The sequence below is a fragment of the Cedecea lapagei genome (genome assembly GCF_900635955.1).
Classification (GTDB): Bacteria; Pseudomonadota; Gammaproteobacteria; order Enterobacterales; family Enterobacteriaceae; genus Cedecea; species Cedecea lapagei.
Genome location: NZ_LR134201.1, coordinates 1100379 through 1127265 on the forward strand (window position 1 = coordinate 1100379; position 26887 = coordinate 1127265).

The following is a 26887-nucleotide window of genomic DNA, read 5'->3' on the forward strand; positions in this document are numbered from 1 at the left end:
CGTTAATCGCGGCGGGCGATATCGGCGAAGCTGGCATCCAGCAGCTTCGCCAGGTCGCCTGCCGCGAGCTCGATATCCAGCCCGCGCTTGCCGCCGGAAATGTAGATGCTGGCAAATTCCTGGGCCGGAGCATCAATCACCGTTGGCAGACGCTTTTTCTGCCCGAGCGGGCTGATGCCGCCGACGAGATAGCCGGTGATACGCTGGGCGACCGTCGGGTCCGCCATTTCAACCTTCTTCACCCCCAGCGCCTTCGCGACCTTTTTCAGATCGAGTTGCCCGGCCACCGGCGTCACCGCGACGGCAAGATTTTTCATATCCCCATTCAGCGCCACCAGCAGCGTTTTATAGACTTGATCGGCATTCAGCCCCAGTTTACGAACCACTTCGTCACCGAAATTGGTTTCCAGAGGATCGTGCTCATAGGCGTGAATTTGAAAGCTGATTTTGTTTTTTTCGAGGAGTTTTACCGCTGGAGTCATGGTTTCCTTCTTTCCTGGTTGTTTCGAAAACGCACAAAATAGTAATCATAGTGATATACTTGACGAGTAATATAGCGCTACACAATAGTGATGGCGCAAACCATCACATTGAGCGACAATTCAGCTTCGGTTGCTTCGGCAGCCGGGATAAACAGAATAATAAATGAAATTCCTCTTTGACGGGCCAATAGAAATATTGGCCATTTTTTTATCCTTTTTTCAGCATTTCCGGCAGGTTACCTTCCCCGTAAAGGTGCAGCGCGCCCACCGCAACAACGTAGCGCCCGGCGGGCAACTGCTCAAGAAACGCCTGCCACTGGCGGTTTCGCTGGTGCATTAACACATCGTACAGCGCATCGCCAAAGGTGTTCGGTAACGCAATATTGCCCTGCTGCGGCGGCGTTTCCAGCCACCAGCCAATCATAATCTGCAGCAGGCGCGCGTTGGTGTGCCAGTGAACCAGCGTGTCGCTCAGCAGCGGCATTCCTCCCTCAGGCAGCCCCTTGAGTAACTCTATCTGGCTTTGCGCGCCTTCAAGCTCGGTGACCGGTACGCTATAGCGCTGTGCGGCTTCCAGCAGCTGGTAGTCGATGCCGTAGTCGGGACGGAGGCCGAGGCGCTGCGCCTGGTGAGCCTGTAAGACCAGCGCCACCTGCCAGGCCGGCTGGCGTTCAATGCTGCTCAGGGGGATGCCTAACTCGCTGCAGAGGCTCAGAACCTGCTGGTAATCGTCAGGGGCCATACGTGCTGCCAGCTCGGTCTCCTCTGCAATTTCACTGAACGGCGAATCGCCGGTGCGGATGTCGGCTTCGACAATCAGGGCATCAGCCTCACGCAGCTTTTCCACCAGGCGTGCGGAAAGCGGAGCCATGTCGCGGGTGCCCATATGAATACTGCCCACCAGGTGCAGATAGCGCCCGCCGGGCAGGGTGATATCAAGGGCAGGCCAGGGGTAAGTGGAGGCTGTCAGGCTGGAGAGCAGTGAGCTAAGACGTTGGAACAAACCCATATCGCGATTCCCTGGCAAAAAAGCCATGCTAGCGCCCTGGGCTGGAAGGGGAAAGTAAAAAAGTCTGCCTACCGCTCAAAAGGAGAACGGCAGGCCGCAGAGGGATTAATCTTTTGGTTTAAAGCGCAGCAGGCGGTTGGCGTTGCTGACCACGGTGATGGAGGAGAGCGCCATCGCGGCTCCGGCAACCACCGGATTGAGCAGCGTGCCGGTCAGCGGGTACAGCACGCCGGCGGCAATGGGAATGCCAAGGGAGTTGTAGATGAAGGCGCCCATAAGGTTTTGCTTCATGTTTCGCAGCGTGGCTTTAGAGATGGCCAGCGCATCCGCAACGCCCACCAGGCTGTGGCGCATCAGCGTAATGGCCGCGGTTTCAATGGCGACGTCGCTGCCGCCGCCCATTGCAATGCCCACTTCTGCCTGCGCCAGCGCCGGGGCATCGTTAATGCCGTCGCCCACCATCGCCACCTGGCGGCCCTGCTGCTGCAGCTGTTTGATGGCGTCAGCTTTACCGTCCGGCAGCACGCCCGCGATCACCTCGTCGATGCCGACCTCTTTGGCGATGGCATTGGCGGTCACCGGGTTATCACCGGTGAGCATCACCAGCCGATAGCCGTTGCGATGCAGGCGCTGCAGGGCGCTAACGCTGTCGCTACGAAGAGGGTCACGAATGGCTAACAGCGCCATAAGCTGGCCGTCTACGGCAAGCAGAACCGGCGTGGCCCCCTGGCGGGCCTGCGCATCAATACTGGCCGAGAGTAATTCCGTCTCTACGCCCTGCTCGTCGAGCAGCGCTTTATTGCCCAGCAGCAGTTTATGCCCGTCGACCTCGCCGCTGACGCCAAGTCCGCGCAGAGTGCGGAAGGACGTGACTTCCGGCAGCGTCGAGCTGCCCGCTTTTTCAAGAATGGCGCGGGCAAGCGGGTGGCTTGAACCCTGCTCAAGCGCGGCCGCAAGGCGTATCGCCTGCACTTCATCCACGCCGGAGCGGGTTTCCACGGCAACCACCTGCGGTTTGCCTTCGGTCAGCGTGCCTGTTTTATCAAAAACTACGGTATCCAGCGTGCTGGCTCTCTGCAGGGCATCGGCATCGCGAACCAGAACGCCAAACTCGGCGGCGCGGCCCACGCCGGAAATAATCGACATCGGCGTGGCAAGACCCAATGCGCAAGGGCAGGCGATAATCAGCACCGTGGTGGCGATGACCAGGGTGTAAACGATTTGCGGCGCCGGGCCGACGAAGTACCAGATGGCGGCGCTAATCAGCGCAATAACCACCACGACCGGCACAAATACGGCCGATATTTTATCGGCAAGCTGGCCGATTTCCGGTTTGCTGCTCTGCGCCTGGCGAACCATGCGGATAATACGCGACAGCGTGGTGTGGCTGCCGGTTGCCGTGGCCTTGAACAGCACGCTGCCGTCCTGCACCACGGTCCCCGCGTGAATACCGTCGCCGTTCGACTTTTGCATCGGCACCGGCTCGCCGGTCAGCATCGCTTCATCGAACCAGGCTTCGCCCTGGCTAATTTCGCCGTCAACCGGCACGCGATCGCCAGTGGTCAGGCGCAGCGTCATTCCGGCTGTGACTTCCGCCAGCGGTAAGGTTTTCTCGCCTTCTTCCGTCACCACTCGCGCGGTCGGTGGCGTCAGGTCCAGCAGGCGTTCAAGGGCTTTAGAGGAGCGCTGACGTGCGCGCTGCTCAAGCATATGGCCGAGGTTTATCAGGCCGATGATCATCGCGCTGGCCTCGTAGTAGAGGTGGCGGGCTTCCATCGGGAAGTGCTGCGGCCAGATGTTCACGGTAATCGAGTAGAGCCAGGCCGCGCCGGTGCCGAGGGCGACGAGCGTATCCATGGTAGCCGCACGGTTCATCAGGCTGCGCCAGGCGCTACGGTAAAAATGGCCGCCGGCAAAGATCATTACCGCAAGGGTAATCATACCGATGGTCAGCCACAGGGAGCGGTTGCTCTCGGTGACCATCATGTTGTCGCCGATCATGCCCCAGACCATCACCGGGATCCCGACGGCGAGGGCGACAATTGCCTGCCAGCGGAAGCGCTTCATGGCGGCGTTAGCCGTCTCCTGCTGGCGCTCACGGCGTTTCTGGTCGTCTTCAATCGCTTCGGCGCCGTAGCCAGCGCTTTCCACGGCTTTGACCAGCGATTCTGCGGAGGCGGTGCCCATTACCAGCGCACTGCGCTCCGCAAGGTTAACCCGTGCCTGGCTAACGCCCGGTACATTTTGTAAGGCATTTTGCACCCGGGAGACGCAGCTGGCACAGCTCATACCGTTGATCAGCAGCTGCTGGCTGTCATCCTCGGTAGAGGCTGCCGGAAGCGAAGGGGCGACCGCTGTCAGTGCTTCCGACGGAGTTGATGACTCTGCCAGCGGTTCAGCCTTTGGGTGGCTGGCGACTTCCGCGCCGTATCCCGCTTGCTTGACGGTATCCACTAACGCTTCCGGCGTGGCGCTGCCGGTGACGCGGGCGTGGGTTTGGGTGACTTCGGCCTGCTCAACGTCCGCACGCTGCTCAAGGCTTTCTTTGACGCGTTTAACACAATGGCCGCAGGTCAGGCCATCCAGATTCAGATCCACAATGTGTGACATCACGAGACTCCTGTATGATGGTGAGGTGAAATATTGACCGAAAGGAGGATTCGGTTAACTATGATGAAGGTTAAACCTTCCATCAAGGGGAAGGTCAAGGAGGAAAAATGAATATTAGCGATGTGGCAAAAAAAACCGGGCTGACCAGCAAGGCAATTCGTTTTTACGAACAGAAAGGGCTGGTCACGCCGCCGTTTCGCGCCGACAACGGCTACCGAAGCTATACGCAAAAGCATCTCGATGAGCTGACGCTGCTGCGCCAGGCCCGGCAGGTCGGGTTTAATCTGGAAGAGTGCAAGGAGCTGGTGAGCCTGTTTAACGATCCGGCGAGGCACAGCGCGGACGTAAAAGCGCGCACTTTGCAGAAAGTCGCGGACATTGAACGGCACATTGTCGAACTGCAGAATATGCGCCAGCATCTGCTGACGCTGGCGGAGGCCTGCCCTGGCGATGACGGCGCCGACTGCCCAATTATCGACAATCTTTCCGGCTGCTGCCATCGCCACGAGATAAACTAAACCGCTTTGATTTTTAGCGTAATCCCTTCCACGGCCAGCACCACAACCTCGCAGCCCGCCGGGAGATCTTCATCGGCGGTGACCGGCCAGCTGCTGTCGGCCACGCGAACATGTCCCCGGCCGTTGACCAGCGCCGCTTCAAGACGGAAACGGCGGCCAACGAGCTGCTGGCCACGCTGGTTCAGCACTTCGCCCGGAATTTGCTGCTTACGGCTGGAAAGCCAGCGCCACCAGAGAAAGGCGGCAACCAGCGTCAGCAGGGCGAAACAGACGCCCTGAATTTCCCAGCCCAGCGGCAGCAGCCAGGCCAGCAGGCCGGTTACCACCGCCGCGACGCCGCTCCACAGCAGATAGCCGCTGGCGCCAAGCATCTCCGCCGCCAGCAGCAGTCCGCCGAGCGCAAGCCAGAAGACGTGTGGGTGCGCCAGTATGCTGTCGATCATTTTTTACGCTCGTTGCCGCTTTGGGCGATAAGTTCGCTGATCCCGGCAATGGAGCCCATCAGGCTGGAGGCATCCAGCGGCATCATGACCACTTTACTGTTGTTGGAAGAACCAATTTGCTGCAGCGCGTCGGTGTATTTCTGGGCAACGAAGTAGTTCACCGCCTGAATATCCCCTTTCGCTATCGCCTCGGACACCATCTGCGTGGCGCGGGCCTCTGCCTCGGCGCTACGTTCACGGGCTTCCGCTTCGAGGAAGGCGGACTGGCGCTCACCTTCGGCTTTCAGGATCTTCGACTGTTTCTCACCTTCGGCTTTAACGATTTCTGCCTGGCGAATACCTTCGGCCTCAAGAATATAGGCACGCTTGGTACGCTCGGCCTTCATCTGGGCGTTCATCGCGTCAATCAGCTCAGCCGGTGGGCGCACGTCGCGGATTTCGATACGGGTGATTTTAATGCCCCACGGGTTGGTGGCTTCATCCACGATGTGCAGCAGGCGCGTGTTGATGTTGTCGCGCTGGGAGAGCATCTCATCCAGCTCCATCGAGCCGAGCACGGTACGGATGTTGGTCATCGTCAGGTTGATGATCGCCAGCTCAAGGTTGCTGACTTCATAGGCAGCGCGCGGGGCGTCAACCACCTGAATAAAACACACGGCATCAATGGCGACGTTGGCGTTATCTTTCGAAATCACTTCCTGGGAAGGGATGTCGAGAACCTGTTCCATCATGTTAATTTTGCGGCCCACACGATCCATAAATGGCACCACAAGATTCAGGCCCGGCATCAGGGTGTTGGTATAGCGGCCAAAGCGCTCGACGGTCCACTGGAAGCCCTGAGGCACGATTTTTACCCCGGCCGCCACAATCACCAGCGCCACGAGAATTAATACGGGGATCACGATAAGCATTAAAAACACCTCCTGTTTGTTTTGCATTCAGTCTACCCGCTTAAGCTGAAACATTCAGCAACATCCCGGCGTCCGTTGAGAATATATTGCCGCTCCCGTCTCTGATTATGCCTAAATGGAATGATTTTCATGGGTTAAGTTCATTTCACGCATGAGACGGCCCGGCGTAAGATCGAACCTTCGGTAACCGCCTTTTTTGCGGCTATCTCCTGGCAAGGACATTTATCCCGGTGAGGAAGCAATGGGTACGATAATAGCGGCGCAGCATCAGACAAATAACAGCCACTGGCAGAAGATTGTGGAAGAGTTAATTTCCCCGCTGGCGATTGAAATTGACGGCAATGGCCCGGCGGATATTCGGGTGAACAATCCAGACTTCTTCAGGCGAATATTACAGGAAGGTTCTCTTGGGCTGGGCGAAAGCTATATGGACGGCTGGTGGGACTGCGACCGGCTGGATATTTTATTCACCCATATTTTGCGCCACGGTCTGGACAGCAAAATGCCGAAGCATTTCTCTGACCTGCTGCGTATTGCCGGGGCCAGAGTCTTTAATTTGCAGTCCCGCAAACGGGCCTGGATAGTCGGCAAGGAGCACTACGATATCGGTAACGATCTGTTTGCCGCGATGCTCGATCCTTATATGCAGTACTCCTGCGGCTACTGGAAGGATGCGGCGGATCTCGCCTCTGCCCAGCGCAATAAGCTGCATATGATCTGCGAAAAACTGCAGCTGAAAGCGGGCATGACGCTGTTGGATATCGGCTGCGGCTGGGGCGGCCTGGCGCAGTTTGCGGCGCAGGAGTATGGCGTGTCGGTGGTCGGCGTGACCATCTCGGCAGAGCAGCAAAAAATGGCCCAGGATCGCTGCCGTGGGCTGGACGTCAACATTCTTTTGCAGGACTATCGCGACCTCAACAGTAAATTTGACCGCATTGTCTCGGTAGGCATGTTCGAGCACGTCGGGCCGAAAAACTACAACACCTATTTTGAAGTTGCGGCCCGTAATATTAAAGATGATGGCCTGTTTTTGCTGCATACCATCGGCTCTAATGAAACGGATTTAAACGTCGACCCGTGGATCAATAAGTATATATTCCCCAACGGCTGTTTACCCTCGGTGCGCCACATCGCCAGCGCCAGTGAAAAATATTTTGTTATGGAAGACTGGCACAATATCGGGGCGGATTACGACAGAACGCTGATGGCCTGGTACGAAAACTTTCTCCGCTGCTGGCCGAATATCTCGCGTAATTATGACGAGCGTTTTAAGCGGATGTTTACCTATTATTTGAACGCCTGTGCGGGCGCATTTCGCGCGCGGAATATTCAGCTCTGGCAGGTATTGCTGAGTCCGAATGGCGTGGACGGCGGGATCCGCGTTTACCGATAAAAAAAGGCCGGAATTTCCGGCCTTGTTCGTTTTTAAACGTATTAATACATCAGGGCATAAATCTGACGGCGGTATTTTGATGCCAGCGCGTCACCGGTGCCCAGCGCGGCCAGAATTTCCATCATCATTTTACGCGCCTGGCCGTCGGCGGCACCCAGATCTTTTTTCAGGTGGGTATAAAGCAGCTCCAGCGCCTCTTCGTTACGGCCAACCTGATGAAGCTGCAGCGCGAGCTGGCTGGCGAGCTGGGCGTTATCCGGCTCGTTTTGTACCTGCTGCTGCAGCTGCTGAATTTCCGGCGTATCGGCTGCCTGTTTCAGCAGTTCAATCTGGGAAACCAGCGCCTGATAACGGGTGTCCTGGTCCTGCAGAGGCACGGTTTTCAGCACCGCTTCGGCGTCTTCGCTGCGGTTCAGGGCAATCTGCACTTCCGCCAGCAGCAGGCCGATTTCGCTGTTCTGGCCGGAGAGCTGCCAGGCCTCTTTCAGCAGCGGCAGCGCTTCGGCGTGTTTGCCTTCCTGCATCAGCTCCACCGCCTGCTGCGCCTTCAGCTCTTCTTCACGCGGCAGCACTTTGTCGAGCAGGGCGCGAATCGCTTCTTCCGGCTGCGGCCCCTGGAAGCCGTCAACCGGCTGGCCATTCTGGAAAAGATAGACGGTCGGAATGGAGCGCAGACCAAACTGCGAAGCCACCATCTGCTCTGCATCGCAGTCAACTTTGGCGAGAATAAACTGGCCGTTGTACTGGGCTGCGAGCCTGTCCAGAACCGGCGTTAACTGTTCGCAGTGCTGGCTGCGGGCAGACCAGAAATAAAACAGCACGGGCTTCGCCACGGACTGTTCCAGCGTCTGGTGCAGGTTCGCTTCGGTAATGTTGATAATGTTTTCTGCGGACATGGGCGATTCTCTGTTAAGCATTTGTTTTTTACATGGGGGCTGAGGCCGTGACTTCAACTCAGCTGCGTAAAATTTTGTCCATAGCGCACGCCGGCAGCAGGCGGCGCAGCACGGTAATCACGTGAGTCACCACGGTGACGGGATAGCGCAGTTTTGGCCTTGGGCTTTCAAAGGCATGGCGCACTTTCGCCACCACGGCTTCCGGGCCGAGGGTAAACCTTGCGGCAATCCCCGGGTTCTCTACCGGCTTGTCGCTCTGGGTTTGATTGACGTTATCGGTGAAACGGGTGCGGATTGGGCCGGGCTCTATCAGGCTGACTTTAATCCCGCTGTGGCGAAGCTCCATGCGCAGCGCGTCTGACCAGGCTTCCAGCGCATATTTGCTGGCGGCGTAGGCCCCACGTCCCGGCGTGGAAATCAGCCCCATCACCGAGCTGGTCATCACGATGCGGCCTTCATGATGAGGCTGCATCGCGGGGAGCAGCAGCATGGTGAGCTGGTGCGTACCGAAGAAATTGGTGGAGAACTGCTGTTCAAGCTGTTCGCGGGAAATAGCGTTCAGCGGCCCATAAACGCCGTAGCCGCCGTTATTAAACAGGCCATACAGGCGGTTGCCGGTGATTTCAATCACTTCGGCGGCGGCGCGTTTGACGCTTTCCGGGTCATCGAGATCGAGCTGAACGCCGGTAAAACCAAGCTGATTCATGCGCTCTACGTCTTCCGGTTTGCGGCAGGCGGCGAGAATTTTGTAGCCAAGCTTCTTTAGCTCCTGCGCGCTGGCCAGGCCAATACCGCTGGAGCAGCCTGTAATTAAAACGGATTTTTGCATAACTTTACCCGAGGGGCGCCCCGATTATTTGTCAGTCGTGTTTTACTAACGGAGCCAGTCGCGTCGCCATCCAGTCGGCGATAAACGGCTGAGCATCACGGTTAGGGTGAATGCCGTCATCCTGCATCCATTGCGGTTTCAGATACACCTCCTCCATAAAGAACGGGAGCAGAGGGATATCAAACTCTTTGGCAAGCTGCGGATAAATAGCGCTAAACGCCTCATTATAGCGGCGTCCGTAGTTGGCTGGCAGGCGAATTTGCATCAGCAGCGGTTGGGCATTGGCGGCCTTCACGTCGGTGATGACCTGCTTAAGGGTTTTTTCAACCTCCTGAGGCTGGAACCCACGCAGGCCGTCGTTGCCGCCAAGCTCCACTAATACCCAGCGGGGCTGATGCTGTTTTAGCAGCGCGGGCAGGCGGGCCAGGCCCTGTGCCGCGGTATCACCGCTGATGCTGCCATTCACGACTTTTGTTCCCTGCTGCTGCCATTTGGTATCCAGCAGCGCGGGCCAGGCGCTGGTAGCCGCCATACGGTAACCGGCGCTTAAGCTATCGCCTAATATCAATAACGTGTCCGCGGCGGCGGCGCGGAAGGTCATCAAAGCCAGAAACAGGAAGGGCAAATGCCAGCGGAAAACATTGTTGAAGTTCATCATCTTAGTAAGTCCGTGGGTCAGGGAGAACACGAGCTTTCCATCCTTACCGGAGTTGAGCTGGTTGTCAAACCGGCGGAAACCATCGCCCTGATTGGCGAGTCGGGTTCAGGCAAGTCCACGCTGCTGGCGATTCTGGCCGGGCTTGATGACGGCACGGACGGCGAAGTTCACCTTTGCGGGCAGCCGCTGCTGCTCGCGAATTCAGCCAATATGCAACAGGGCAGCGTCATCAGTGCTCGTCAGCGTTTACGCCAGGATGGCGACAGCGTCGGCAGTAACGCTTTTGCCCGTGTGAAACAACGCTACGGCGCGCACCGTCTGGCAGGCAAAATCTGCGCTGCAGCATGGGCGCCAGAAGCAACGGCTACGATAATGCGTGCGCGGAGAGATTTTTCTACTCACTGAAGGTGGGATGTATTCATGGGGAACGCTTTGCCAGTAGGGAAATAATTCGCACCATCGTGTTCACATTACGTGTGTAGGATCAACCGGCTCCCCCACATTGATCTGGACGTGCGCAACCCAAGCTTTCGGAGCTTCAGTGAGAAAGTGATGAATTAGAAGCAGGTGGATAATTCTTCGGTAAGAGGGAAGCACTGAGCCATTCGCTACTGTCGGGCTGGATAACCGATGTGGGTGATTTTTACTTCAGAGAAGATATTCTTCTTACTTTTTTCAGGTCAAAGTTTAGCCATCATTGCGGCAGTAGATACTGCTGTGAAGGAGGGCAAGGACCCTCTTATCGCTTACGATATTCTTACTTAGCGCTAGTTTGCTTTAAGATTAGCGCCATTTTTTAATCGATTATCTGTCTATGCTGAACAATTACAGTTGTTAATTATATATAATATATCCTCTGGCAGCTGTTTACTCTTTTTCGACTAAATACAGATAAATTCTGTGGATCAATAGCTTACTCTACGCATATCTTGCTCTACGTGTTATGGCACATGCTAATCACCAACAATAAATTCAGTAGAGACAATAAAAATGCATAACTATCAAGTGGATGCGGATGCGCTTCAGTCTGTCAAACAACTCACAACTGTGTGGGAAATGTGTGTTAAGGATCGTGGAACAGGCGAGGTTCGTGATGACCAGAACCTGATGATTCTATGGGCAGACAATCCCTTTCCATTTTGGAATGCTTTGACCAACATCGAACCTAGCGTTGATCCTGAGCATCTGGAAAATACGTTAAGCAAATCAGCTGATTATATACGTAATCATAATCACCTTGGTTTCCTGTGGTTTTTTGAGGATTTAGTAGAGCCTTCTGTTCGCCTTAATTTACCCACAATTGCACAAAAAGCAGGGCTCGACCTTGCTTTCTCCGGTTTCGGCATGGCTGGAGATATTCTTCCGCTGGAAGTAGAACCATCCCACCCCGACCTGGAGTTTGTGCGGGTAACAACTGAAGAACAAATGGTGGCTTATGCGGAAATTAACTGCCGAGCTTATGGTTTCCCTCTGGAGGTGATCAAGCCTGGATTCGCTAATTCTAAATTCTGGACAGAAAATACTTATGCTTATCTTGGTCTTAAGGACGGAGTGCCAGTTACAACAGGAGCCGCAGTTGTAGCGGATGGATGTCTGTTTGTTATCTTGATTGCGACATCTCCTGAACACGAACGAAAGGGTTATGGGAATGCGATCACGCGCAAAGTGCTTTTTGAGGGTGGTAAAGATACAGGTCTACGTCGTGCAACACTTCACGCGACGGCAGCTGGAGCACCTGTTTATGAAAGGATTGGTTTGAAAAAAGTGGCCGCAATTAATTTCTATACTGCAAGTAAATAAAAATATATTGTGGTCAAATAAATCTGACCACAATACTAGATTATTTCTCTTAGTGGTGTTGCGCAGTAACTGAATAATACCCTTGAGGCATAATTATTCCATTCAGCTACCTGTTAAACTAGCCCCCTGAATCCCCGCAACTGCAGTAAAATGCGGTTTATGGGTATCTCCCTGCTGCAGCCTCCTAAGAACGTTTTTATGAAAATATAAGAGGACTCGATGGAACGTCTGGAATGTGATCGCATGTTTATTGCGGTTTTTGAACTTGGTAGTTTCGCCAAAGCAGCTGAACGTCGTCGAACTAGCCCTGCGCAAGCTTCACGACTTATCAGTAGGCTAGAACACTATTTAAGCGTTCAGCTCTTCAAGCGTACCACGCGTGCACTTTTTCCAACTGACGTAGGAAAAGTTTATTATGAGAAAATAAAGATACTGCTTGAAGAACTTGATTCATTGGATACCGCGATCCTTGATAATGCGATTGCTCCCTCTGGCAGATTGCGTCTTTCAGCACCAATTTCTTTCGGGTCAACGCAGCTTACTCCTTTGCTTACCCAGTTTGCCCATCAGTATCCGGAAATTAATTTAGATGTTCATTTCTCTGACCGTATGGTGCAGTTAGTCGATGAGGGTTTTGATTTAGCTGTTCGCATCGGAAATCTCCCTGATAGCAGTATGATATCTCGAAAACTATATGATTCTCGCATCCTGTGCCTCGCCTCTCCCGCTTACATAGCTGCAAACGGAGAGCCTGTTACTCCGCATGATTTATTAAATCATCGGTGTGTTGTGGATACTAATTTCAAGGATCCGTTTAACTGGTTGTTCAATAGGATCGGGAATCCGTATACGGTGAAAATCACCGGTCATCTTAGCTTTTCCAGCGCAGAGGCTTGTCTGGTTGCAGTTAAGTCCGGCCTGGGAATTACTCGTGTTCCTGATTTTGTAGCAGATGCTGAACTAAGGAATGGTGAAGTTATAACCGTTTTACAAAAGGAAGCTTCTACCGTTGGTGTTTACATTATTTATCCACCTGCTCGTATGCTGTCAGGCAAGGTGCGCGCATTGGTAGATTTTTTAGCCGAGCATTATAAACATAGATTGTAATATTTATAGGCATACATCATCAGGGATATGATTATTATCAAAACTGTAATAATCATATCCCTGATGATGGGGTAATCATTTCTCAAATGATGGTTTATCTTTACGTTACTGACAGAACATAAAGGTTTAATATGATGAAATATGACATGACACCATACGCGACATTGATTCTACGTTTAACTATGGGAATATTATTTCTCACCCATGTGTGGGTGAAATTATTTGTATTTACACCTTCAGGTACTGCTCAGTACTTCTCCAGCTTAGGACTGCCTGGCTTTTTAGCTTACATAGTAATAGCCTGTGAGTTATTAGGTGGGGTGGCTTTACTGCTCGGTATCTTTGCTCGCCCGGTAGCGTTATTAATGACAATAGATTTATTAGGTGCCATTGTTAACGTTCATTGGAAGAATGGTTTTTTATTCAATAATCCTAATGGAGGTTGGGAGTTTCCGGCACTCTGGATTATTTGCTTATTAACCCTGGTGTTGAGTCATAATGAAATATTTGCACTAAAACCAATTTCTATTGGTGATAAAGTTAATAGGTAAAATAACGTTATTAACAGTGTAAGTAGTTACATTAACAGTATGCATGATGCTATGAAATGAGTCGTGAATATGAAAAAAATTTTATCTTTTAAATTTTTCGTTTTAGCCTTTTTAGTAATGAAAAGCATCTCTGTTGCATCAGCTGCAGATAAACCAGTACTCTCCCTGGAACTGGTAGAACATACCCTTGCATCAGTAAATGCACATAGTAAGCAAAATAGCCATTTATTTGCCGTAGCCGTTGTCGATGATGGTGGGAATTTACTCTATGCCATGCGGCCAGAGAGTGTTGCACCTGGTATGATGGATGCTTCAATTGGGAAAGCACAGACAGCAGCACGTTATGGTTTAGCTACAAAGTTCATTGAAGAACAGCTGACTAAGGGGCGTTATTCTTATTTGAATCTTCCCGCTGTACTCCCTATTGAGGGAGGTATTCCGATAATGCTTCACGGCAAAATTGTTGGTGCAATTGGCGTTGCCGGCTCCCCTTCATCATCTGATGATGAGGTTGAGGCATCTGCCATAGCCTCTTTATTGACAGAGGCTGCTACTAAGGTGCCTGGATGATGACTTCAGTAACTTACGTAATACTTTATATTTAATTATAACTCTGCTCATTTTATTATCGAGTTTGGTGATCGCCTGAGCGATCACCTTTAATACGGTGGCAGTTACACAGAATCACTTACAGGCTCGGTTTCGGTTTTATATATTCCCCATTTTTATGCTTTGCGGCCTCTTAAATCGTAAGGCACTTTGGCTGAGCCTATTTGACCGCTTCACGTACAGCGGTAAGCGCTTGCTGAATGAGTAATTCGTGGTGGGCAAGCAAATCTGTCACACCCTCTCCAAGAGAATTGTATAAAAATACAACTTCACTCTCTTCGGCGCCGCAGTAGCGGGCAATACTGTGGTTCAAAACATGTGACATGCTTTGGTCAGCAGAGCGTTCAACGGAAAACTCCTCATGCGTCTCACCGACAAGCGCAATCCACCGCCAGGATTTCGGATTGAGCTTACGGCGCCCTCCGTAAGCGATTCCGTAGTTAAATACCCTGTCTATGTAGCCTTTCAAAATAGCAGGCACTGATGCCCACCAGGTGGGGAACACGAAAAGCAACACGTCCTTCTCGTTAACCTCTTCAGCCAGTTTCATCACCTCGTCAGAATAACTTTTACCTGGATTTCCCCAGTCCGGTTCATCAGCTTGCTGTAATCTCGGATCAAAACCGGAGCGATATAAATCTACTTCGGTAAACGGAACGGCTGATTGTTTCAACTCTTGTCGGATGGCGTCCACGACACGGGCAGTGAGAGAGTCGGCACGGGGATGGGCCCAGACAAGTTGCACGGAATTCATAGCATCTCCTTCTATAGGATTATGTTGAGTTAAAAAAACACATTTACATATTTACATATTTGAATCTTTAAATACAATAGCTTCTTTTATCGCAAAGGAGCAACATCTATGTCATCGCTTTTTAAGCCTTTAACCTTGGGTGATTTTCAACTACGCAACCGTATTGCTTTACCGCCGCTGACACGCTGCCGCAGCGAGCAGCCCGGGAATATTCCTGGCGAGCTAATGGTGGAGTACTATCGGCAGCGAGCCAGTGCAGGATTTATGATTACGGAAGGCACACAAATTGAGCCTCGTGGTCAGGGATATGCCTGGACTCCTGGTATCTATAGTGAAGAGCAGGTTGCCGGCTGGAAAAAAGTCACCGATGCTGTACACAAGGAAGGCGGTACTATTTTCTGTCAACTATGGCATGTCGGGCGTGTTTCGCACCATGAACTTCAGCCGGGCAAACAACCCCCGATTGCACCGTCAGGTGTGGCGGCTACAGGGGTAAGGGTGTTCATTGAAACAGGCCCCGGAACCGGAATGTTAACGTCACCTGATGTTCCTCGTGAGCTGACGACCTCAGAAGTGAAAGAGATTGTTGAGCTGTATCGTGTTGCGGCCGTTAATGCCAAAAAAGCAGGTTTTGATGGCGTCGAATTGCATTCAGCCAATGGCTATCTGATCAACCAGTTTATTTCTGAGCATACCAACTTCCGGAACGACGAATATGGTGGCTCGCTCGAAAACCGACTGCGTTTCCTTCGAGAGGTGACAGAGGCAGTTATCTCCGTGTTTGGACGCCGTCAGGTTGGTGTGCGTTTTGCCCCTCTCTTCTCCAGCACTTATGAAGAGCGCGTGTATCTGGGCCTGGTCGAAAGCGATCCATACGCCACCTACATTCGCGCCGCGCAGATCATGAATGAGCTGGATGTAGGTTATCTTTCAATCGCTGAAGCAGACTGGGATAATAGTCCGGAGATGCCGGAAGCTTTTCGTATTGGGTTGCGTGAAAATTTCCATTCTCCGATTATGTACTCAGGCCGCTACACGCGTGAAAAAGCAGAGTACATGCTCAAAAAAGGCTGGGGGGATTTGTTCGGCTTTGGTCGTGCATTCATCGCTAACCCTGATCTCCCGGCACGCCTTAAGGCAGGGTTACCACTGAATTGCGTGGATCAATCCTCCCTGTATGGAGGTACCGGGAAAGGATATACTGATTATCCCAGTTATTCGTCCTGATTTTTTGTGAGGCTGCATGTCCCCAGAGAATGCCATGAAACTCCTGTCCAATCCCACCCGGATTGCAGTACTGAGATGGCTAAAAAATCCCGAAGAAGCGTTCGCTGGTTATACCCAGCTGTTTGCCTTCGACCAATATGGTGTCTGCGCAAGCCTCATTCAGGCCAAGGCGGGCTTATCCCAGCCCGCCACCTCACTGTGTCTTAAAGCTCTTCATGATGCGGGGCTGTTAGAAGCCAGCAAAGTGGGTAAGTGGACCTATTACCGCCGCTGCGAACAACGCATGTTTGAGATGTCTGAAATTATCAGACGCTCGCTTGAGGAACTGTAATTCGTGTAATGGACGTCAGGGGACGTATAATTCGTAAAGGTGTGGAAGTCCTGACCGAAGTCCCCTTCAACTCCACTTAATAATAAACATGCAATCTTTGTCTGGAGCGACTAAGGCCGCTCGTACATTACTCGAAGGAAATATCTGAGGATGCACTGTTATCAACTGCCGCTGAATCATCGACACGCAAATATTTAAAACGTCAGAGGAAACTGGTTTCCAGACGTTCAGTCAGCAGACCCAAAGACATCCTTATTATAAACACTTTATATGGGGCGTCCCTCCGGAATTATAATTGTCTCGAGTTTTCTCAATGATCGACAATTTCAGTCGTTATTTTGCCTCAGGACATTTTTTCACAAAGGTAGTCGTCTGTATTTTTTAAATTTCAGAGAAGTGTGGTTTTTACGCACCAAAAGTATCAGCACATTTAAAGGTTTTGATATAAATATTTTATAACCTTTGTGCGAGAAGTATGAATGTCGGTCATTCTACGATTTACCGCTGTGTCAGCTCTCTTCGTCAGAAATGAAAAATAGTCTGTGCTGGTGTTGGCGTAATCCTGTTTACGGCAGGCGGTGAGAATTTTGTAGCTAAGCTTCTGTAGCACCTGCGCGCTGGCCAGGCCAATACCGCTGGAGCAGTCTGTAATTAAAGCGGATTTTTGCATAACTTTACCCGAGGGGCGCTCCGATTATTTGTCAGTCGTGTTTTACTAACGGAGCCAGTCGCCGCCGCGGCGGCGCGGAAGGTCATCAAAGCCAGAAACAGGAAGGGCAAATGCCAGCGGAAAACATTGTTGAAGTTCATCATCTTAGTAAGTCCGTGGGTCAGGGAGAACACGAGCTTTCCATCCTTACCGGAGTTGAGCTGGTTGTCAAACCGGCGGAAACCATCGCCCTGATTGGCGAGTCGGGTTCAGGCAAGTCCACGCTGCTGGCGATTCTTGCCGGGCTTGATGACGGCACGGATGGCGAAGTCCACCTTTGCGGACAGCCGCTGCACAGCATGGATGAAGAGGCGAGGGCGGCGCTGCGGGCCAAAAACGTCGGCTTTGTTTTTCAGTCTTTTATGCTGGTGCCCACTCTTAATGCTCTCGAAAACGTCGAGCTTCCCTCGCTGCTGCGCGGAGAAAACAGCTCGGCCAGCCGCGCGCAGGCCAAAGCGCTGCTGGAGCAGCTGGGCTTAGGCAAGCGCCTGGATCACCTGCCTGCTCAACTGTCCGGCGGTGAGCAGCAGCGCGTGGCGCTGGCTCGCGCATTTAACGGCAAACCCGGAGTGCTGTTTGCCGATGAGCCCACCGGCAACCTCGACAGGCAAACGGGCGACCGGATCGCCGACCTGCTGTTTTCCCTCAACCGCGACTTCTCCACCACGCTGATCCTCGTCACCCACGACGAACAGCTTGCGGCGCGCTGCGACCGCCGCCTGCGGCTGCGCGAAGGCAAACTGTGGGAGGAAGCATGATAGCCCGCTGGTTCTGGCGCGAGTGGCGCTCTCCCTCTCTGCTGATTGTCTGGCTGGCGCTTAGCCTGGCGGTGGCCTGCGTGCTGGCGCTCGGCAGCATCAGCGACAGAATGGAAAAAGGCCTCAGCCAGCAAAGCCGCGAATACATGGCGGGCGACCGGACGTTGCGCAGCGCCCGCGCGGTGCCGGATGAATGGCTGACTCAGGCGCAAAGCGATGGCTTAAAGGTCGGCAAACAGCTGAGCTTCGCCACCATGACCTTTGCCGGGGATACGCCGCAGCTGGCCGATGTGAAAGCGGTCGACGGCGTTTACCCTATGTACGGCGAGCTGGAGACTAACCCGCCGGGCCTGAAGCCTGAGCCGGGCACCGCGCTGCTTGCGCCGCGCCTGCTGGCTTTGCTCAACCTGAAAGTGGGCGACAACATCGACGTGGGCGATGCCACGCTGCGCATCATCGGGCAGGTGATCCAGGAGCCGGACGCCGGGTTTAACCCGTTCCAGATTGCGCCCCGCCTGATGATGAACCTGGCCGACGTCGAGAAAACCGGGGCGGTGCAGCCCGGCAGCCGCATTAGCTGGCGCTACAAGTTTGGCGGTAACGCGCAGCAGCTGCAGAGCTATGAGAACTATCTGCTGCCGAAGCTGAAGCCGGAGCAGCGCTGGATCGGCATGGAGCAGGATGAAGGCGCGCTGGGCAAGTCCCTTGAGCGCTCTCAGCAGTTCCTGCTGCTCTCTGCCCTGCTGACGCTGCTGCTGGCCGTGGCCGCGATAGCCGTGGCGATGAGCCATTACTGCCGCAGCCGCTATGACCTGGTGGCTATCCTGAAAACGCTGGGGGCGGGCAGGGCGGCGCTGCGCAAGCTGATTATCGGCCAGTGGCTGATGGTGCTGTTGCTGTCGGCGATTACCGGAGGCGCCGTCGGGCTGCTGTTTGAGGCCGCGCTGATGCAGCTGCTCAAGCCGGTGCTGCCCGCTGCGCTGCCGCCTGCGAGCCTGTGGCCGTGGGTATGGGCCATCGGGGCGATGGTGACGATCTCCGCGCTGGTGGGGCTGCGACCGTACCGGCTGCTGCTGGCTACTCAGCCGCTGCGCGTACTGCGTCGTGACGCCGTAGCCAACGTCTGGCCGCTGAAAATCTATCTGCCGGTGATTAGCGTCGTTGTTGTTGTGCTGCTGGCGTTGCTGATGGGCGGAAGTCCGCTGCTGTGGGCTGTTCTCGCGGGCACGCTGGTGCTGGCGGCGCTGTGCGGCCTTGTCGGCTGGGGCGTCCTGAAGCTGCTGAAAAAGCTGACGCTGAAAAATCTGGCCCTGCGCCTGGCGGTTAACCGTCTGCTGCGCCAGCCGTGGGCGACGCTCAGCCAGCTGGCGGCGTTCTCGCTGTCCTTTATGCTGCTGGCGCTGCTGTTAGTGCTGCGGGGCGATTTGCTGGACAGATGGCAGCAGCAGCTGCCGCCGGAAAGCCCGAACTACTTCCTGGTGAACATTGCGCCGGAGCAGGTTCAGCCGGTGAAAACCTTCCTCGCCGACCATCAGGTGATCCCGGATTCGTTCTACCCCATCGTGCGGGCGCGCATGACGGCGATTAACGGCCAGTCTACCGAGGGTAACCCGGATGAGGCGCTGAACCGCGAGCTTAATCTTACCTGGCAGAGCCAGAGGCCGGATCATAACCCGATCCTCGCGGGAAGCTGGCCGCCGAAGGCCGGGGAAGTGTCGATGGACGACGGCGTGGCGAAACGGCTGAATATCAGGCTCGGCGACAGCGTGACTTTTATGGGGGATACCCAGGACTTCACCGCGAAGGTGACCAGCCTGCGCAAAGTGGACTGGGAAAGCCTGCGGCCAAACTTCTACTTTATCTTCCCGCCGGGCGCGCTGGACGGCCAGCCGCAGAGCTGGCTCACCAGCTTCCGCTGGGAGGGAAATAACGGCCTGCTGACCCAGCTTAACCGTGAATTCCCGACCGTCAGCCTGCTGGATATCGGGGCGATCCTTAAACAAATCGGCCAGGTGCTGGAGCAGGTCAGCCGGGCGCTTGAGGTGATGGTGGTGCTGGTGACCGCCTGCGGTCTGCTGCTGTTGCTGGCGCAGGTCCAGGTTGGCATGCGTCAGCGGCATCAGGAACTGGTGGTTTACCGCACGCTGGGCGCAGGTAAAAAGCTGCTCAGAACCACCTTATGGTGCGAGTTCGCCGTGCTGGGGCTGGTGTCCGGCCTGGTGGCGGCCATCGGCGCCGAAACGGCGCTTGGCGTGCTGCAAACCAAGGTTTTCGACTTCCCGTGGGAGCCCGATCTGCGCCTGTGGATCGTGCTGCCGGTCACCGGGGCGGTTTTGCTGTCGCTTTGCGGCGGCTGGCTGGGCGTTCGCCTGCTGAGAGGCAAGGCGCTTTTCCGCCAGTTTGTCGTCTGATCGCGCCGGGCAGGGATGCCCGGCAATCGCTATAAATTTAGTTATATTTCGCAGTTCATTGTCTCAGCACATATTTTCCGCGGCTTTTGATGTTTTTTTAATATTTATTAAGAAAAAAGCGCGGGGAAATAGCACGATTTAATAAAAATCCTTCAGAAATTGTATTGAATAAGCGTTAATATGCCCGAGCTTATAATAAATATGGTTACTAAGGATTACACATGAAAGCAAATTTGCGCGCTTTACCACTGCTGATTGGGGCCGGCCTGCTTACGGGTATGGCGTCATTCGCTGCTAACGCAGAAATCACCGTTCTGAAGCAAGATCCGCAGGCCGGTGACCCGCTTAGCCGCCTCAACTTCACCGTGGGCGGCAGTATTCGTCCACAGTTCAACATGATGTCCGGCGACGGAGACAAAGGCTCCTACAAGCGTAACGGCTTTGACGGCGGCACGCGTTTCCGCTTTGCAGCCGATTACTACCTGTTCGATGATATTAGCTGGATCAGCTTCTACGAGCTGGGCGTGAATATTCCTGCGGTATTTGAGTGGGATAACCACTATGCAGACGGCGCGAACAATACCACTCGCCGTATGCTCTACACCGGCCTGAAAAGCAAAACCTGGGGTCAGCTGACCTACGGCCAGCAAAACAGCATCTACTATGATGTGGTTGGCGCGAAAACCGATATCTGGGACTACGACATGATCGGCCAGGCTCCGGGTAACGGCATCAACGGCGACTACGACGGCTCTTACCGTTCCCGTAACATGCTGAAGTACAAAAACACCTTCGGCGATGCGGACGTTTACGCTTCTTACCTGTTTGAAGATCACGACATCCGCGCGACTAACGGCCAGCGCTACAAGCGTAAAGGCGGCGGCTCTCTGGGCGTGGATTACCACATCACCAAAGACCTGACCTGGGGTACTGCATGGAACTACACCCGTGCCGATGTGCGTAACCCGAACGACGGCGATACCAAGTCTTACAACCAGAACATCTACGGTACAGCGCTGAGCTGGAAACCGGACAACTGGACGTTCAGCTTCGGCGGCGGCTGGTACCAGAACTTCCTGACCACCAAGCTGAAAGATGTAAATAACTACTTCTCCGGCGACGCGTGGGGCATCGAGTACTTTGCGGGTTACACCATCCCGGTTGGCCAGTACGCAGTTAAATCCGTACAGCCATACTTCATGGGCGACCGTCTGCAGTACGTCACCGGCCGCAACTACCAGCGCATCGACAACGGTGTGGGCGTGAGCTTCAAGCTGGATTACGGCTTCCAGGTGGACTACGAGCACGTCTTCACCTCCAGCACCGACAACCTGGGCGACATGAACCTGGTTCGTCTGCGCTACGATTTCTAATCGTGCCTCTGGCGGGTGGCAGCGCTGCTGCCCGCCTGATTTAGCGTTTCCTGCCTTATTTTTACCTATTCAGAAACAGGTATGCATGTTCGGGCCTTGAAGGCCTTGCGCCACTGCGTGGGCGTGGTTTTAAACCGCAGCCGGAAGTGATGCCGGAGCGTTTCCGCTGAGCCGAACCCAGACTGCTCTGCCACCTGATCGATGCTAATTTTCTCGCTTTCCAGTAGCGCACAAGCCTTTTCCAGACGAAGGCCGAGCATCCACTCGCCCGGCGTGGTGCCGGTAGCATCTTTGAACCTGCGGATAAAGGTCCGGCGGCTCATGCCTGCCTGGCTGGCTAGCTGCTCGATCGCCATGGGCGCATTGAGATGATGACGCAGATCGTCCAGCAAGGGCGCCAGGCTTTTGGTGCGGCGTTTAGGGACGGGCTGCTGGACCCATTGCGCCTGGCTGCCTTCCCGTAGCGGGGGCGTAATCATGCGGCGTGCCGTCCGGTTGGCGATTTCAATCCCGTAATCACGACGAATAAGATGCAGGCACAGATCGACCCCGGCGGCGCCGCCCGCGGAGGTGATCAGGCTGCCCTCATCGACATAGATCATACTGTGTTCCACCTGCACCGCAGGAAATCTGCTCGCTAGGATCTCGGTGCTGTTCCAGTGGGCGGTGGCTCGCTTGCCGTTCAGTAAGCCTGTTTCGCAGAGAATAAAACTGCCGGCGCAAATCGACACTATCCGGGACCCGTTCTGGTGGGCGCTTTGTAGGGCGGCAATCAGCGGCTCCGGGGCCGGTTCAAAAACATTTCGCCAGCCGGGGATGACAATCGTCCCGGCATCAGCCAGCAGCTCCAGCCCTCCATCCACCACCAAACGCACGCCGCCCTGAGCGTCAAAAACCCCCTTTTCTAACGACGCGACGCGCAAATCATAGAGAGGCTGGCCGATCACTTCATCCACGCGGCCAAAAGCTTCGACGGCAATCCCGAACTCAAAAGTGCAGAGACACTGATAGGCCAGCACAACCAGCCGTCGATTTTTCGCTCTAAAAGCGCGGTCTTTATCTGGATAGATGACTGGCATGGTCGTCCTGTCGCTGAAAATGGCACGATCTTGACGATAACTGACCTGGGCGTCGATTTCTACTCCACCCCGAATCTTTCATGCTGGCATCTTCTTAACGTTTTGCAGGAAATCAGTATGAAAAATAGTTTAGCGCTGATGGCAGTCTGTCTGGCCGCGTTGATGTCGGGCCTGGAGATATCGAGCGTCCCGGTTATTTTGCCGGTGCTGGAAAAGCAGATGCAGGCCAATTTTCGCGAACTGCAGTGGATAATGAACGCTTATACCCTGTCCTGTACGGCGGTATTAATGGCCACGGGAACACTGGCGGATAAATATGGCCGCAAGCGTATTTTTATTATCAGCATTATTGGCTTTGGCCTGACGTCGATCCTCTGTGGCCTGGCCCGAACGCCGGAATGGCTTATTGTCGGGCGTTTTTTACAGGGACTGAGCGGCGGGGCGATGTTAACCAGCCTGATTGCCATCCTGTCGGTTCAGTTCCCGGCGGGCAAAGCGCGCAGCCGGGCGTTTTCCGCCTGGGGGATCACATTTGGCTTTGGGCTGGGCTTTGGCCCCGTCATCGGCGGCCTGCTGGAGGCGTGGTTTAGCTGGCAATGGGTATTTCTGATCCACGGCGTTATTGCGCTGCTCACCCTGGCGCTGACGCTGAAAAATGTTATCGAGTCGCGGGAAAACACCACGAAACCGCTGGATGTTGCTGGCCTGATGACGTTGAGCCTGGGAGTGGTGGGGGCGACCTGGCTCATCACCCAGGGCGGGAACATCGGGTGGAGCAGTCGTGAAGCCCTGTTAATCTTGCTGGGCACTTTTATCAGCCTGGGGCTGTTCGTCATCATTGAGCTACGCCACCCGCATCCGATGTTTGATTTCTCCGTCTTTCGGAACAGACCTTTCTCCGGTGCGCTGATGGGGTCCGTGGGGATGAATTTCAGCTTCTGGCCGCTGATGATTTATCTGCCGGTTTATTACCAGATAGGGAAGGGCTACAGCATTATGGAGACCGGTATGGCGCTGCTGGCCTACACCTTGCCCACGTTATTAATGCCGCCCGTCGGTGAGCGGCTGGTGCTGCGCTTTGGGGCCGCGCGCCTCATCCCGCTGGGGCTGCTGACTATCGGCCTGGGATTTGTCCTGATGAGGCTGGCCGTCATCTATCAGGTCAGTTTGCTACCCGGCGCAATACTTTCGGGCATGGCGCTGGGGCTAATCAATACCCCGGTCACCAACACCACCACGGGCTCCGTGGCCGCTAACCGCGTGGGCATGGCTTCCGGGATTGATATCAGTTCGCGCTTGATTACCCTCGCCATCAATATTGCGCTAATGGGGAGTCTGCTGGTGGCGGGGATAGCCGAAAGTTTGCAGAGCCAGATCGACAGCGTCAGCGAAAGGTACGCCCTGGCAGAGCAAATAGCCGGCGGCACCAGAGGCACGCTCAACAGCGAGCTCATTATTCAGGCGCTGAATGACGGTTTTTCTGGCGTGCTGGCCTACGGCGCTGCGGGCGTGGGCTGTTTGTCTCTGGCGAGTTATTTGCTGTTCAACTACAAAACAAACGTTAAGCGCAAACGGTCGGCATCATGCCCTGATTAAGCCCATCCCTGAGCAAAGCGAGTTTCCCGCTTTGCTTTTTTGTTATTCGCAAAAGCCCTGCCCATGCCCGCCGCGCCTTCTCCTGCGCGCAAGATGAAATATTTTCATTTACCCCTGTTAACGGAATGTGCCATCTTACTCTGTCCAGTTGGATCAACGACTTAGTAAGCGGCCCGTGAAAGAGGCTCGCCTAAGGACACCACACATCATTCTGTAAGGGAGAATACCGATGGGAAATCGTCTCGGCTGGCGCGTTGCGACCGGCGCTTTACTTCTGGCCAGCGGCCTGCAGTTTGCTCAGGCAAACAGCGACCCACACACTATCGTCTTCGGCGTGGCGCCGGGGCCTTACGGCGACATGGTCAAACAGGCCATCGCCCCGTCGTTAAAAGAGAAAGGCTATAAAGTCGTGGTGCGCGAGTTCAGCGACTACGTTCAGCCGAACATGGCGCTGGCGAACGGCAGCATCGACGCCAACCTGTTCCAGCACTCGCTGTACTTCGACAAATTCACCGCCGACAAAAACCTCAAGCTGGCGAAGCTGATCACCGTGCCAACCGCCGGGATGGGCATCTATTCCCATAAGGTCAAAAGCCTGGACGAGCTGAAGAAGGGCGACATTGTTACCCTCTCTAACGACCCGACTAACCTGGCCCGTGGGCTGCGCTTCCTGCAGTCGATGGAGCTTATCACCATCAAAGAGAACATCGACCCGACCAAAGCCTCCGAGCGCGATATCGCCACCAACCCGAAGGGCCTGGTGTTTAAATCGCTGGAGGCCGCACAGCTGCCGCGCACCCTGGACAGCGCCAGCGCCGCGCTGGTCAACGGTAACTTTGCCATTGCTGCCGGGCTAAAACTCTCCTCTGCGCTGAAACAGGAACAGCTGGATGAGAACCTCAAAAACATCATCGCCGTGCGTGCCGAAGATGCGGATAAACCGTTCGCCAAAGATATCGTGGAGACCGTGAAGTCCCCGGCCTACGAAAAAGCGATCGACGATCCGCAGAATATTTTCATCGCCTTCCAGAAACCAGACTGGATGGTTGCCGCCGATAAAAAGTAACCAGAGCAAAGCGGGCAGGCGGGATGCCTGCCTTTTGTCGCTGATTTGAGGTTGTCATGATTGAGATTGAAAAGGTCTGCGTGGACTTCCCCGCAGGCCGAAACCGCACCAGCCGGGCGGTGAACGATGTCTCGCTGCATATTGCGGCGGGCGAAGTTTTTGGCATCGTCGGCACCAGCGGAGCCGGAAAAAGTACCTTATTGCGCACCCTGAATGCGCTCCAGCGCCCAAGTGCGGGCAGCGTAAAGATCGGTGGAACCGAGGTAACCGCGCTGCAGGGGGCCGAACTGCGCAAAGCTCGCCAGCGTATCGGCATGATTTTCCAGCACTTTAATCTGATGCACACCCGGACGGTCAGGCAGAATGTGGCTTTCAGCCTCAAAGCTGCGGGCTGGGAGCGCAGTAAAATCGGCCCGCGCGTGACCGAAATTCTTGAGCTGGTGGGCCTGGGCGACAAAGCGAACCGCTATCCGGTGCAGCTGAGCGGCGGGCAGAAGCAGCGCGTGGGCATTGCGCGAGCCATCGCTAATCACCCGGATGTTTTGCTCTGCGATGAGCCGACTTCCGCGCTGGATCTCGAAACCTCAGCCACCATTCTGGCGCTGCTGAAAAAGATCAACCAGCAGCTGGGGATCACCATCGTGCTGATCACCCACGAGATGAACGTGATCAAATCCATCTGCGACCGCGTGGCGGTCATGTCCGGCGGGGAAGTGGTGGAGTCCGGCGAAGTGTTCGACATCTTCGCCCATCCGCAGCACGAATTTACCCGCCAGCTGGTTTCCCACACGCTGAACCTGGCGCTGCCGGTGCGCCTGCTGGACAACATGCGCGGCGCGCTGCTGAAAATCATGTTCGTTGGCGACTCTGCCGAGCAGCCGGTGCTCTCCTTCGCGGCGGTGAAATACGGGGTAGGGGTGAACATTCTGCACGGCAAAATCGAGTACATCAGCGATCGTGCGCTGGGCATTCTGGTGGTGGCGATCACCGCGCCCGGCAACCCGGCGGCGGTGGGCGATGCCATCGACCATATTCGGAAACATACGGCCTGCGTGGAGGTGCTGAATGGATGATTTAGTCGCGGACCTGACGGTTGCCTTCGGCGAAACCTTCCAGATGCTGGGCATTTCCACGCTGCTGGCGATTATCGGCGGCCTGCCGCTGGGCTTTTTGATCTTCGTGACCGACCGCAACCTGTTCTGGCAGAACCGCTCGCTGAACATCTTCAGCTCGGTGGTGGTGAATATCGTGCGCTCGGTGCCGTTCGTCATTCTGCTGGTGCTGCTGTTGCCGCTGACGCAGTTCCTGCTCGGCAACACCATCGGGCCGATTGCAGCTTCTGTACCGTTATCTGTGGCGGCGATTGCGTTTTATGCCCGCCTGGTGGACGGCGCGCTGCGGGAGGTGGATAAAGGCATTATTGAAGCCGCTGAGGCCTTTGGCGCCAGCCCGATGCGCATTATCTGCACCGTGCTGCTGCCGGAAGCCAGCGCCGGTTTGCTGCGTGGGTTAACCATAACCCTGGTCAGCCTGATCGGTTACTCGGCGATGGCGGGGATTGTCGGCGGCGGCGGCGTGGGCGACCTTGCGATCCGCTTCGGCTATTACCGCTACGAAACCCAGGTCATGGTGGTCACGGTGGTGGCGCTGATTGTGCTGGTGCAGATCGTGCAAATGATTGGCGACTACCTCGCAAAACGCGCGGACAAGCGCGACAGGCATTAACCTTCTTTCTGGCCGGACGTTGGTTCGGCCCGTTTTCTTCCT

26 protein-coding genes and 3 pseudogenes are annotated in these 26887 nt (G+C 54.8%); 17 read left to right on the forward strand and 12 right to left on the reverse strand.

Annotated elements, in window-relative coordinates; genetic code table 11:
* Positions 1 to 2: 2 nt before the first annotated feature.
* From ybaK to copA, 3 genes are all read right to left on the reverse strand, one after another.
* The gene (ybaK, locus tag EL098_RS05420; RefSeq protein ID WP_126355333.1) at positions 3 to 482 is read right to left on the reverse strand and encodes a Cys-tRNA(Pro)/Cys-tRNA(Cys) deacylase YbaK; all 480 of its coding nucleotides are present in this window, start codon (positions 480 to 482) and stop codon (positions 3 to 5) included.
* 208 nt (positions 483 to 690) lie between these two features.
* A complete protein-coding gene (locus tag EL098_RS05425) occupies positions 691 to 1491 on the reverse strand; it encodes a TraB/GumN family protein (RefSeq protein ID WP_126355334.1) in 801 nt (266 codons plus the stop codon).
* Between the two features lie 105 nt (positions 1492 to 1596).
* On the reverse strand, positions 1597 to 4101 hold the full coding sequence (copA, locus tag EL098_RS05430) for a copper-exporting P-type ATPase CopA (RefSeq protein WP_126355335.1): 2505 nt from the start codon (positions 4099 to 4101) through the stop codon (positions 1597 to 1599).
* Positions 4102 to 4208: 107 nt separating this feature from the next.
* On the opposite strand from copA, the gene cueR reads away from it, so the two are divergent.
* A complete protein-coding gene (gene cueR, locus EL098_RS05435; RefSeq protein ID WP_126355336.1) occupies positions 4209 to 4619 on the forward strand; it encodes a Cu(I)-responsive transcriptional regulator in 411 nt (136 codons plus the stop codon).
* Here cueR and EL098_RS05440 read toward each other — a convergent pair.
* Both EL098_RS05440 and EL098_RS05445 read right to left on the reverse strand, forming a co-directional pair.
* Positions 4616 to 5062, reverse strand: a complete 447-nt coding sequence (locus EL098_RS05440) for an NfeD family protein (protein ID WP_126355337.1) — start codon at positions 5060 to 5062, stop codon at positions 4616 to 4618. The genes cueR and EL098_RS05440 overlap by 4 nt on opposite strands.
* The gene (locus tag EL098_RS05445) at positions 5059 to 5973 is read right to left on the reverse strand and encodes an SPFH domain-containing protein (protein ID WP_126358359.1); all 915 of its coding nucleotides are present in this window, start codon (positions 5971 to 5973) and stop codon (positions 5059 to 5061) included. Before EL098_RS05445 ends, EL098_RS05440 begins: the two co-directional genes overlap by 4 nt.
* A 241-nt stretch (positions 5974 to 6214) precedes the next feature.
* Between EL098_RS05445 and cfa the strand changes: the two genes are divergently transcribed.
* Positions 6215 to 7366 carry a cyclopropane fatty acyl phospholipid synthase gene (gene cfa / locus EL098_RS05450; protein ID WP_126355338.1) on the forward strand — a complete coding sequence of 384 codons (1152 nt, stop codon included), beginning with the start codon at positions 6215 to 6217 and terminating at the stop codon, positions 7364 to 7366.
* 41 nt (positions 7367 to 7407) lie between these two features.
* Here cfa and EL098_RS05455 read toward each other — a convergent pair whose 3' ends face one another.
* Genes EL098_RS05455 through tesA form a run of 3 tightly spaced genes read right to left on the reverse strand, consistent with a single transcriptional unit; the run spans position 7408 to position 9749 of the window.
* Positions 7408 to 8262: a co-chaperone YbbN gene (locus EL098_RS05455; protein WP_126355339.1), complete on the reverse strand. Its 855-nt coding sequence runs from the start codon at positions 8260 to 8262 to the stop codon at positions 7408 to 7410.
* Between the two features lie 58 nt (positions 8263 to 8320).
* Positions 8321 to 9091 carry an SDR family oxidoreductase gene (locus EL098_RS05460; RefSeq protein ID WP_126355340.1) on the reverse strand — a complete coding sequence of 257 codons (771 nt, stop codon included), beginning with the start codon at positions 9089 to 9091 and terminating at the stop codon, positions 8321 to 8323.
* A gap of 31 nt (positions 9092 to 9122) precedes the next feature.
* Complete coding sequence (tesA, locus tag EL098_RS05465; RefSeq protein ID WP_126355341.1) at positions 9123 to 9749, reverse strand: multifunctional acyl-CoA thioesterase I/protease I/lysophospholipase L1; 627 nt, start codon at positions 9747 to 9749, stop codon at positions 9123 to 9125.
* Here tesA and EL098_RS05470 point away from each other — a divergent pair.
* From EL098_RS05470 to EL098_RS05495, 6 genes and pseudogenes are all read left to right on the forward strand, one after another.
* Positions 9717 to 9992, forward strand: a pseudogene (locus tag EL098_RS05470) (ATP-binding cassette domain-containing protein); the annotation flags it as partial. The gene tesA and the pseudogene EL098_RS05470 overlap by 33 nt on opposite strands.
* Before the next feature lie 80 nt (positions 9993 to 10072).
* Positions 10073 to 10216 (forward strand): annotated as a pseudogene (locus EL098_RS05475) (IS3 family transposase); the annotation flags it as partial.
* Positions 10217 to 10739: 523 nt separating this feature from the next.
* A complete protein-coding gene (locus tag EL098_RS05480) occupies positions 10740 to 11549 on the forward strand; it encodes a GNAT family N-acetyltransferase (protein WP_126355342.1) in 810 nt (269 codons plus the stop codon).
* Between the two features lie 219 nt (positions 11550 to 11768).
* Complete coding sequence (locus EL098_RS05485) at positions 11769 to 12656, forward strand: LysR family transcriptional regulator (protein ID WP_126355343.1); 888 nt, start codon at positions 11769 to 11771, stop codon at positions 12654 to 12656.
* A gap of 131 nt (positions 12657 to 12787) precedes the next feature.
* Positions 12788 to 13207, forward strand: a complete 420-nt coding sequence (locus EL098_RS05490) for a DoxX family protein (protein ID WP_126355344.1) — start codon at positions 12788 to 12790, stop codon at positions 13205 to 13207.
* Between the two features lie 69 nt (positions 13208 to 13276).
* A complete protein-coding gene (locus tag EL098_RS05495) occupies positions 13277 to 13777 on the forward strand; it encodes a GlcG/HbpS family heme-binding protein (protein WP_126355345.1) in 501 nt (166 codons plus the stop codon).
* 199 nt (positions 13778 to 13976) lie between these two features.
* On the opposite strand, the gene EL098_RS05500 is transcribed toward EL098_RS05495, so the two are convergent.
* Positions 13977 to 14570: an NAD(P)H oxidoreductase gene (locus tag EL098_RS05500; protein ID WP_126355346.1), complete on the reverse strand. Its 594-nt coding sequence runs from the start codon at positions 14568 to 14570 to the stop codon at positions 13977 to 13979.
* A gap of 108 nt (positions 14571 to 14678) precedes the next feature.
* Between EL098_RS05500 and EL098_RS05505 the strand changes: the two genes are divergently transcribed.
* Together EL098_RS05505 and EL098_RS05510 are read left to right on the forward strand one after the other, a co-directional pair.
* Positions 14679 to 15797: an alkene reductase gene (locus EL098_RS05505; RefSeq protein WP_126355347.1), complete on the forward strand. Its 1119-nt coding sequence runs from the start codon at positions 14679 to 14681 to the stop codon at positions 15795 to 15797.
* Positions 15798 to 15813: 16 nt separating this feature from the next.
* Positions 15814 to 16128 carry an ArsR/SmtB family transcription factor gene (locus tag EL098_RS05510; protein WP_126355348.1) on the forward strand — a complete coding sequence of 105 codons (315 nt, stop codon included), beginning with the start codon at positions 15814 to 15816 and terminating at the stop codon, positions 16126 to 16128.
* A gap of 430 nt (positions 16129 to 16558) precedes the next feature.
* Here EL098_RS05510 and EL098_RS23390 read toward each other — a convergent pair whose 3' ends face one another.
* Both EL098_RS23390 and EL098_RS05520 read right to left on the reverse strand, forming a co-directional pair.
* Complete coding sequence (locus EL098_RS23390) at positions 16559 to 16798, reverse strand: hypothetical protein (protein ID WP_232012322.1); 240 nt, start codon at positions 16796 to 16798, stop codon at positions 16559 to 16561.
* A 56-nt stretch (positions 16799 to 16854) separates the two neighbouring features.
* Positions 16855 to 16941: pseudogene (locus EL098_RS05520) on the reverse strand (multifunctional acyl-CoA thioesterase I/protease I/lysophospholipase L1); the annotation flags it as partial.
* On the opposite strand from EL098_RS05520, the gene ybbA reads away from it, so the two are divergent.
* From ybbA to EL098_RS05535, 3 genes are all read left to right on the forward strand, one after another.
* Positions 16909 to 17595, forward strand: coding sequence for a putative ABC transporter ATP-binding protein YbbA (gene ybbA, locus EL098_RS05525; RefSeq protein ID WP_126355349.1), 687 nt, complete (start codon positions 16909 to 16911; stop codon positions 17593 to 17595). The pseudogene EL098_RS05520 and the gene ybbA sit on opposite strands and share 33 nt — an antisense overlap.
* Complete coding sequence (gene ybbP, locus EL098_RS05530) at positions 17592 to 20006, forward strand: putative ABC transporter permease subunit YbbP (protein WP_126355350.1); 2415 nt, start codon at positions 17592 to 17594, stop codon at positions 20004 to 20006. Before ybbA ends, ybbP begins: the two co-directional genes overlap by 4 nt.
* A 221-nt stretch (positions 20007 to 20227) precedes the next feature.
* The gene (locus EL098_RS05535) at positions 20228 to 21379 is read left to right on the forward strand and encodes a porin (RefSeq protein WP_126355351.1); all 1152 of its coding nucleotides are present in this window, start codon (positions 20228 to 20230) and stop codon (positions 21377 to 21379) included.
* A 65-nt stretch (positions 21380 to 21444) separates the two neighbouring features.
* Here EL098_RS05535 and EL098_RS05540 read toward each other — a convergent pair whose 3' ends face one another.
* Positions 21445 to 22458 (reverse strand): helix-turn-helix domain-containing protein, encoded by a 1014-nt coding sequence (locus EL098_RS05540; protein WP_126355352.1) that lies wholly within the window; start codon positions 22456 to 22458, stop codon positions 21445 to 21447.
* Positions 22459 to 22575: 117 nt separating this feature from the next.
* Between EL098_RS05540 and EL098_RS05545 the strand changes: the two genes are divergently transcribed.
* The 4 genes from EL098_RS05545 (at position 22576) to EL098_RS05560 (ending at position 26845) form a co-directional block, all read left to right on the forward strand.
* Positions 22576 to 24054, forward strand: a complete 1479-nt coding sequence (locus tag EL098_RS05545) for an MFS transporter (protein WP_126355353.1) — start codon at positions 22576 to 22578, stop codon at positions 24052 to 24054.
* A 229-nt stretch (positions 24055 to 24283) separates the two neighbouring features.
* Positions 24284 to 25120 carry a MetQ/NlpA family ABC transporter substrate-binding protein gene (locus EL098_RS05550; RefSeq protein WP_126355354.1) on the forward strand — a complete coding sequence of 279 codons (837 nt, stop codon included), beginning with the start codon at positions 24284 to 24286 and terminating at the stop codon, positions 25118 to 25120.
* A gap of 56 nt (positions 25121 to 25176) precedes the next feature.
* Positions 25177 to 26193 (forward strand): virulence-associated ABC transporter ATP-binding protein SfbB, encoded by a 1017-nt coding sequence (gene sfbB, locus EL098_RS05555; RefSeq protein WP_126355355.1) that lies wholly within the window; start codon positions 25177 to 25179, stop codon positions 26191 to 26193.
* Positions 26186 to 26845, forward strand: a complete 660-nt coding sequence (locus EL098_RS05560; RefSeq protein WP_126355356.1) for a methionine ABC transporter permease — start codon at positions 26186 to 26188, stop codon at positions 26843 to 26845. Before sfbB ends, EL098_RS05560 begins: the two co-directional genes overlap by 8 nt.
* The last annotated feature ends 42 nt before the right edge of the window (positions 26846 to 26887 follow it).

Bases quoted from the DNA above. Each gene is read 5' to 3' on its own strand.
- ybaK (WP_126355333.1), bottom strand. From the start codon at position 482: ATGACTCCAGCGGTAAAACTCCTCGAAAAAAACAAAATCAGCTTTCAA.
- EL098_RS05425 (WP_126355334.1), bottom strand. From the start codon at position 1,491: ATGGGTTTGTTCCAACGTCTTAGCTCACTGCTCTCCAGCCTGACAGCC.
- copA (WP_126355335.1), bottom strand. From the start codon at position 4,101: ATGTCACACATTGTGGATCTGAATCTGGATGGCCTGACCTGCGGCCAT.
- cueR (WP_126355336.1), top strand. From the start codon at position 4,209: ATGAATATTAGCGATGTGGCAAAAAAAACCGGGCTGACCAGCAAGGCA.
- EL098_RS05440 (WP_126355337.1), bottom strand. From the start codon at position 5,062: ATGATCGACAGCATACTGGCGCACCCACACGTCTTCTGGCTTGCGCTC.
- EL098_RS05445 (WP_126358359.1), bottom strand. From the start codon at position 5,973: ATGCTTATCGTGATCCCCGTATTAATTCTCGTGGCGCTGGTGATTGTG.
- cfa (WP_126355338.1), top strand. From the start codon at position 6,215: ATGGGTACGATAATAGCGGCGCAGCATCAGACAAATAACAGCCACTGG.
- EL098_RS05455 (WP_126355339.1), bottom strand. From the start codon at position 8,262: ATGTCCGCAGAAAACATTATCAACATTACCGAAGCGAACCTGCACCAG.
- EL098_RS05460 (WP_126355340.1), bottom strand. From the start codon at position 9,091: ATGCAAAAATCCGTTTTAATTACAGGCTGCTCCAGCGGTATTGGCCTG.
- tesA (WP_126355341.1), bottom strand. From the start codon at position 9,749: ATGATGAACTTCAACAATGTTTTCCGCTGGCATTTGCCCTTCCTGTTT.
- EL098_RS05480 (WP_126355342.1), top strand. From the start codon at position 10,740: ATGCATAACTATCAAGTGGATGCGGATGCGCTTCAGTCTGTCAAACAA.
- EL098_RS05485 (WP_126355343.1), top strand. From the start codon at position 11,769: ATGGAACGTCTGGAATGTGATCGCATGTTTATTGCGGTTTTTGAACTT.
- EL098_RS05490 (WP_126355344.1), top strand. From the start codon at position 12,788: ATGATGAAATATGACATGACACCATACGCGACATTGATTCTACGTTTA.
- EL098_RS05495 (WP_126355345.1), top strand. From the start codon at position 13,277: ATGAAAAAAATTTTATCTTTTAAATTTTTCGTTTTAGCCTTTTTAGTA.
- EL098_RS05500 (WP_126355346.1), bottom strand. From the start codon at position 14,570: ATGAATTCCGTGCAACTTGTCTGGGCCCATCCCCGTGCCGACTCTCTC.
- EL098_RS05505 (WP_126355347.1), top strand. From the start codon at position 14,679: ATGTCATCGCTTTTTAAGCCTTTAACCTTGGGTGATTTTCAACTACGC.
- EL098_RS05510 (WP_126355348.1), top strand. From the start codon at position 15,814: ATGTCCCCAGAGAATGCCATGAAACTCCTGTCCAATCCCACCCGGATT.
- EL098_RS23390 (WP_232012322.1), bottom strand. From the start codon at position 16,798: ATGCAAAAATCCGCTTTAATTACAGACTGCTCCAGCGGTATTGGCCTG.
- ybbA (WP_126355349.1), top strand. From the start codon at position 16,909: ATGCCAGCGGAAAACATTGTTGAAGTTCATCATCTTAGTAAGTCCGTG.
- ybbP (WP_126355350.1), top strand. From the start codon at position 17,592: ATGATAGCCCGCTGGTTCTGGCGCGAGTGGCGCTCTCCCTCTCTGCTG.
- EL098_RS05535 (WP_126355351.1), top strand. From the start codon at position 20,228: ATGAAAGCAAATTTGCGCGCTTTACCACTGCTGATTGGGGCCGGCCTG.
- EL098_RS05540 (WP_126355352.1), bottom strand. From the start codon at position 22,458: ATGCCAGTCATCTATCCAGATAAAGACCGCGCTTTTAGAGCGAAAAAT.
- EL098_RS05545 (WP_126355353.1), top strand. From the start codon at position 22,576: ATGAAAAATAGTTTAGCGCTGATGGCAGTCTGTCTGGCCGCGTTGATG.
- EL098_RS05550 (WP_126355354.1), top strand. From the start codon at position 24,284: ATGGGAAATCGTCTCGGCTGGCGCGTTGCGACCGGCGCTTTACTTCTG.
- sfbB (WP_126355355.1), top strand. From the start codon at position 25,177: ATGATTGAGATTGAAAAGGTCTGCGTGGACTTCCCCGCAGGCCGAAAC.
- EL098_RS05560 (WP_126355356.1), top strand. From the start codon at position 26,186: ATGGATGATTTAGTCGCGGACCTGACGGTTGCCTTCGGCGAAACCTTC.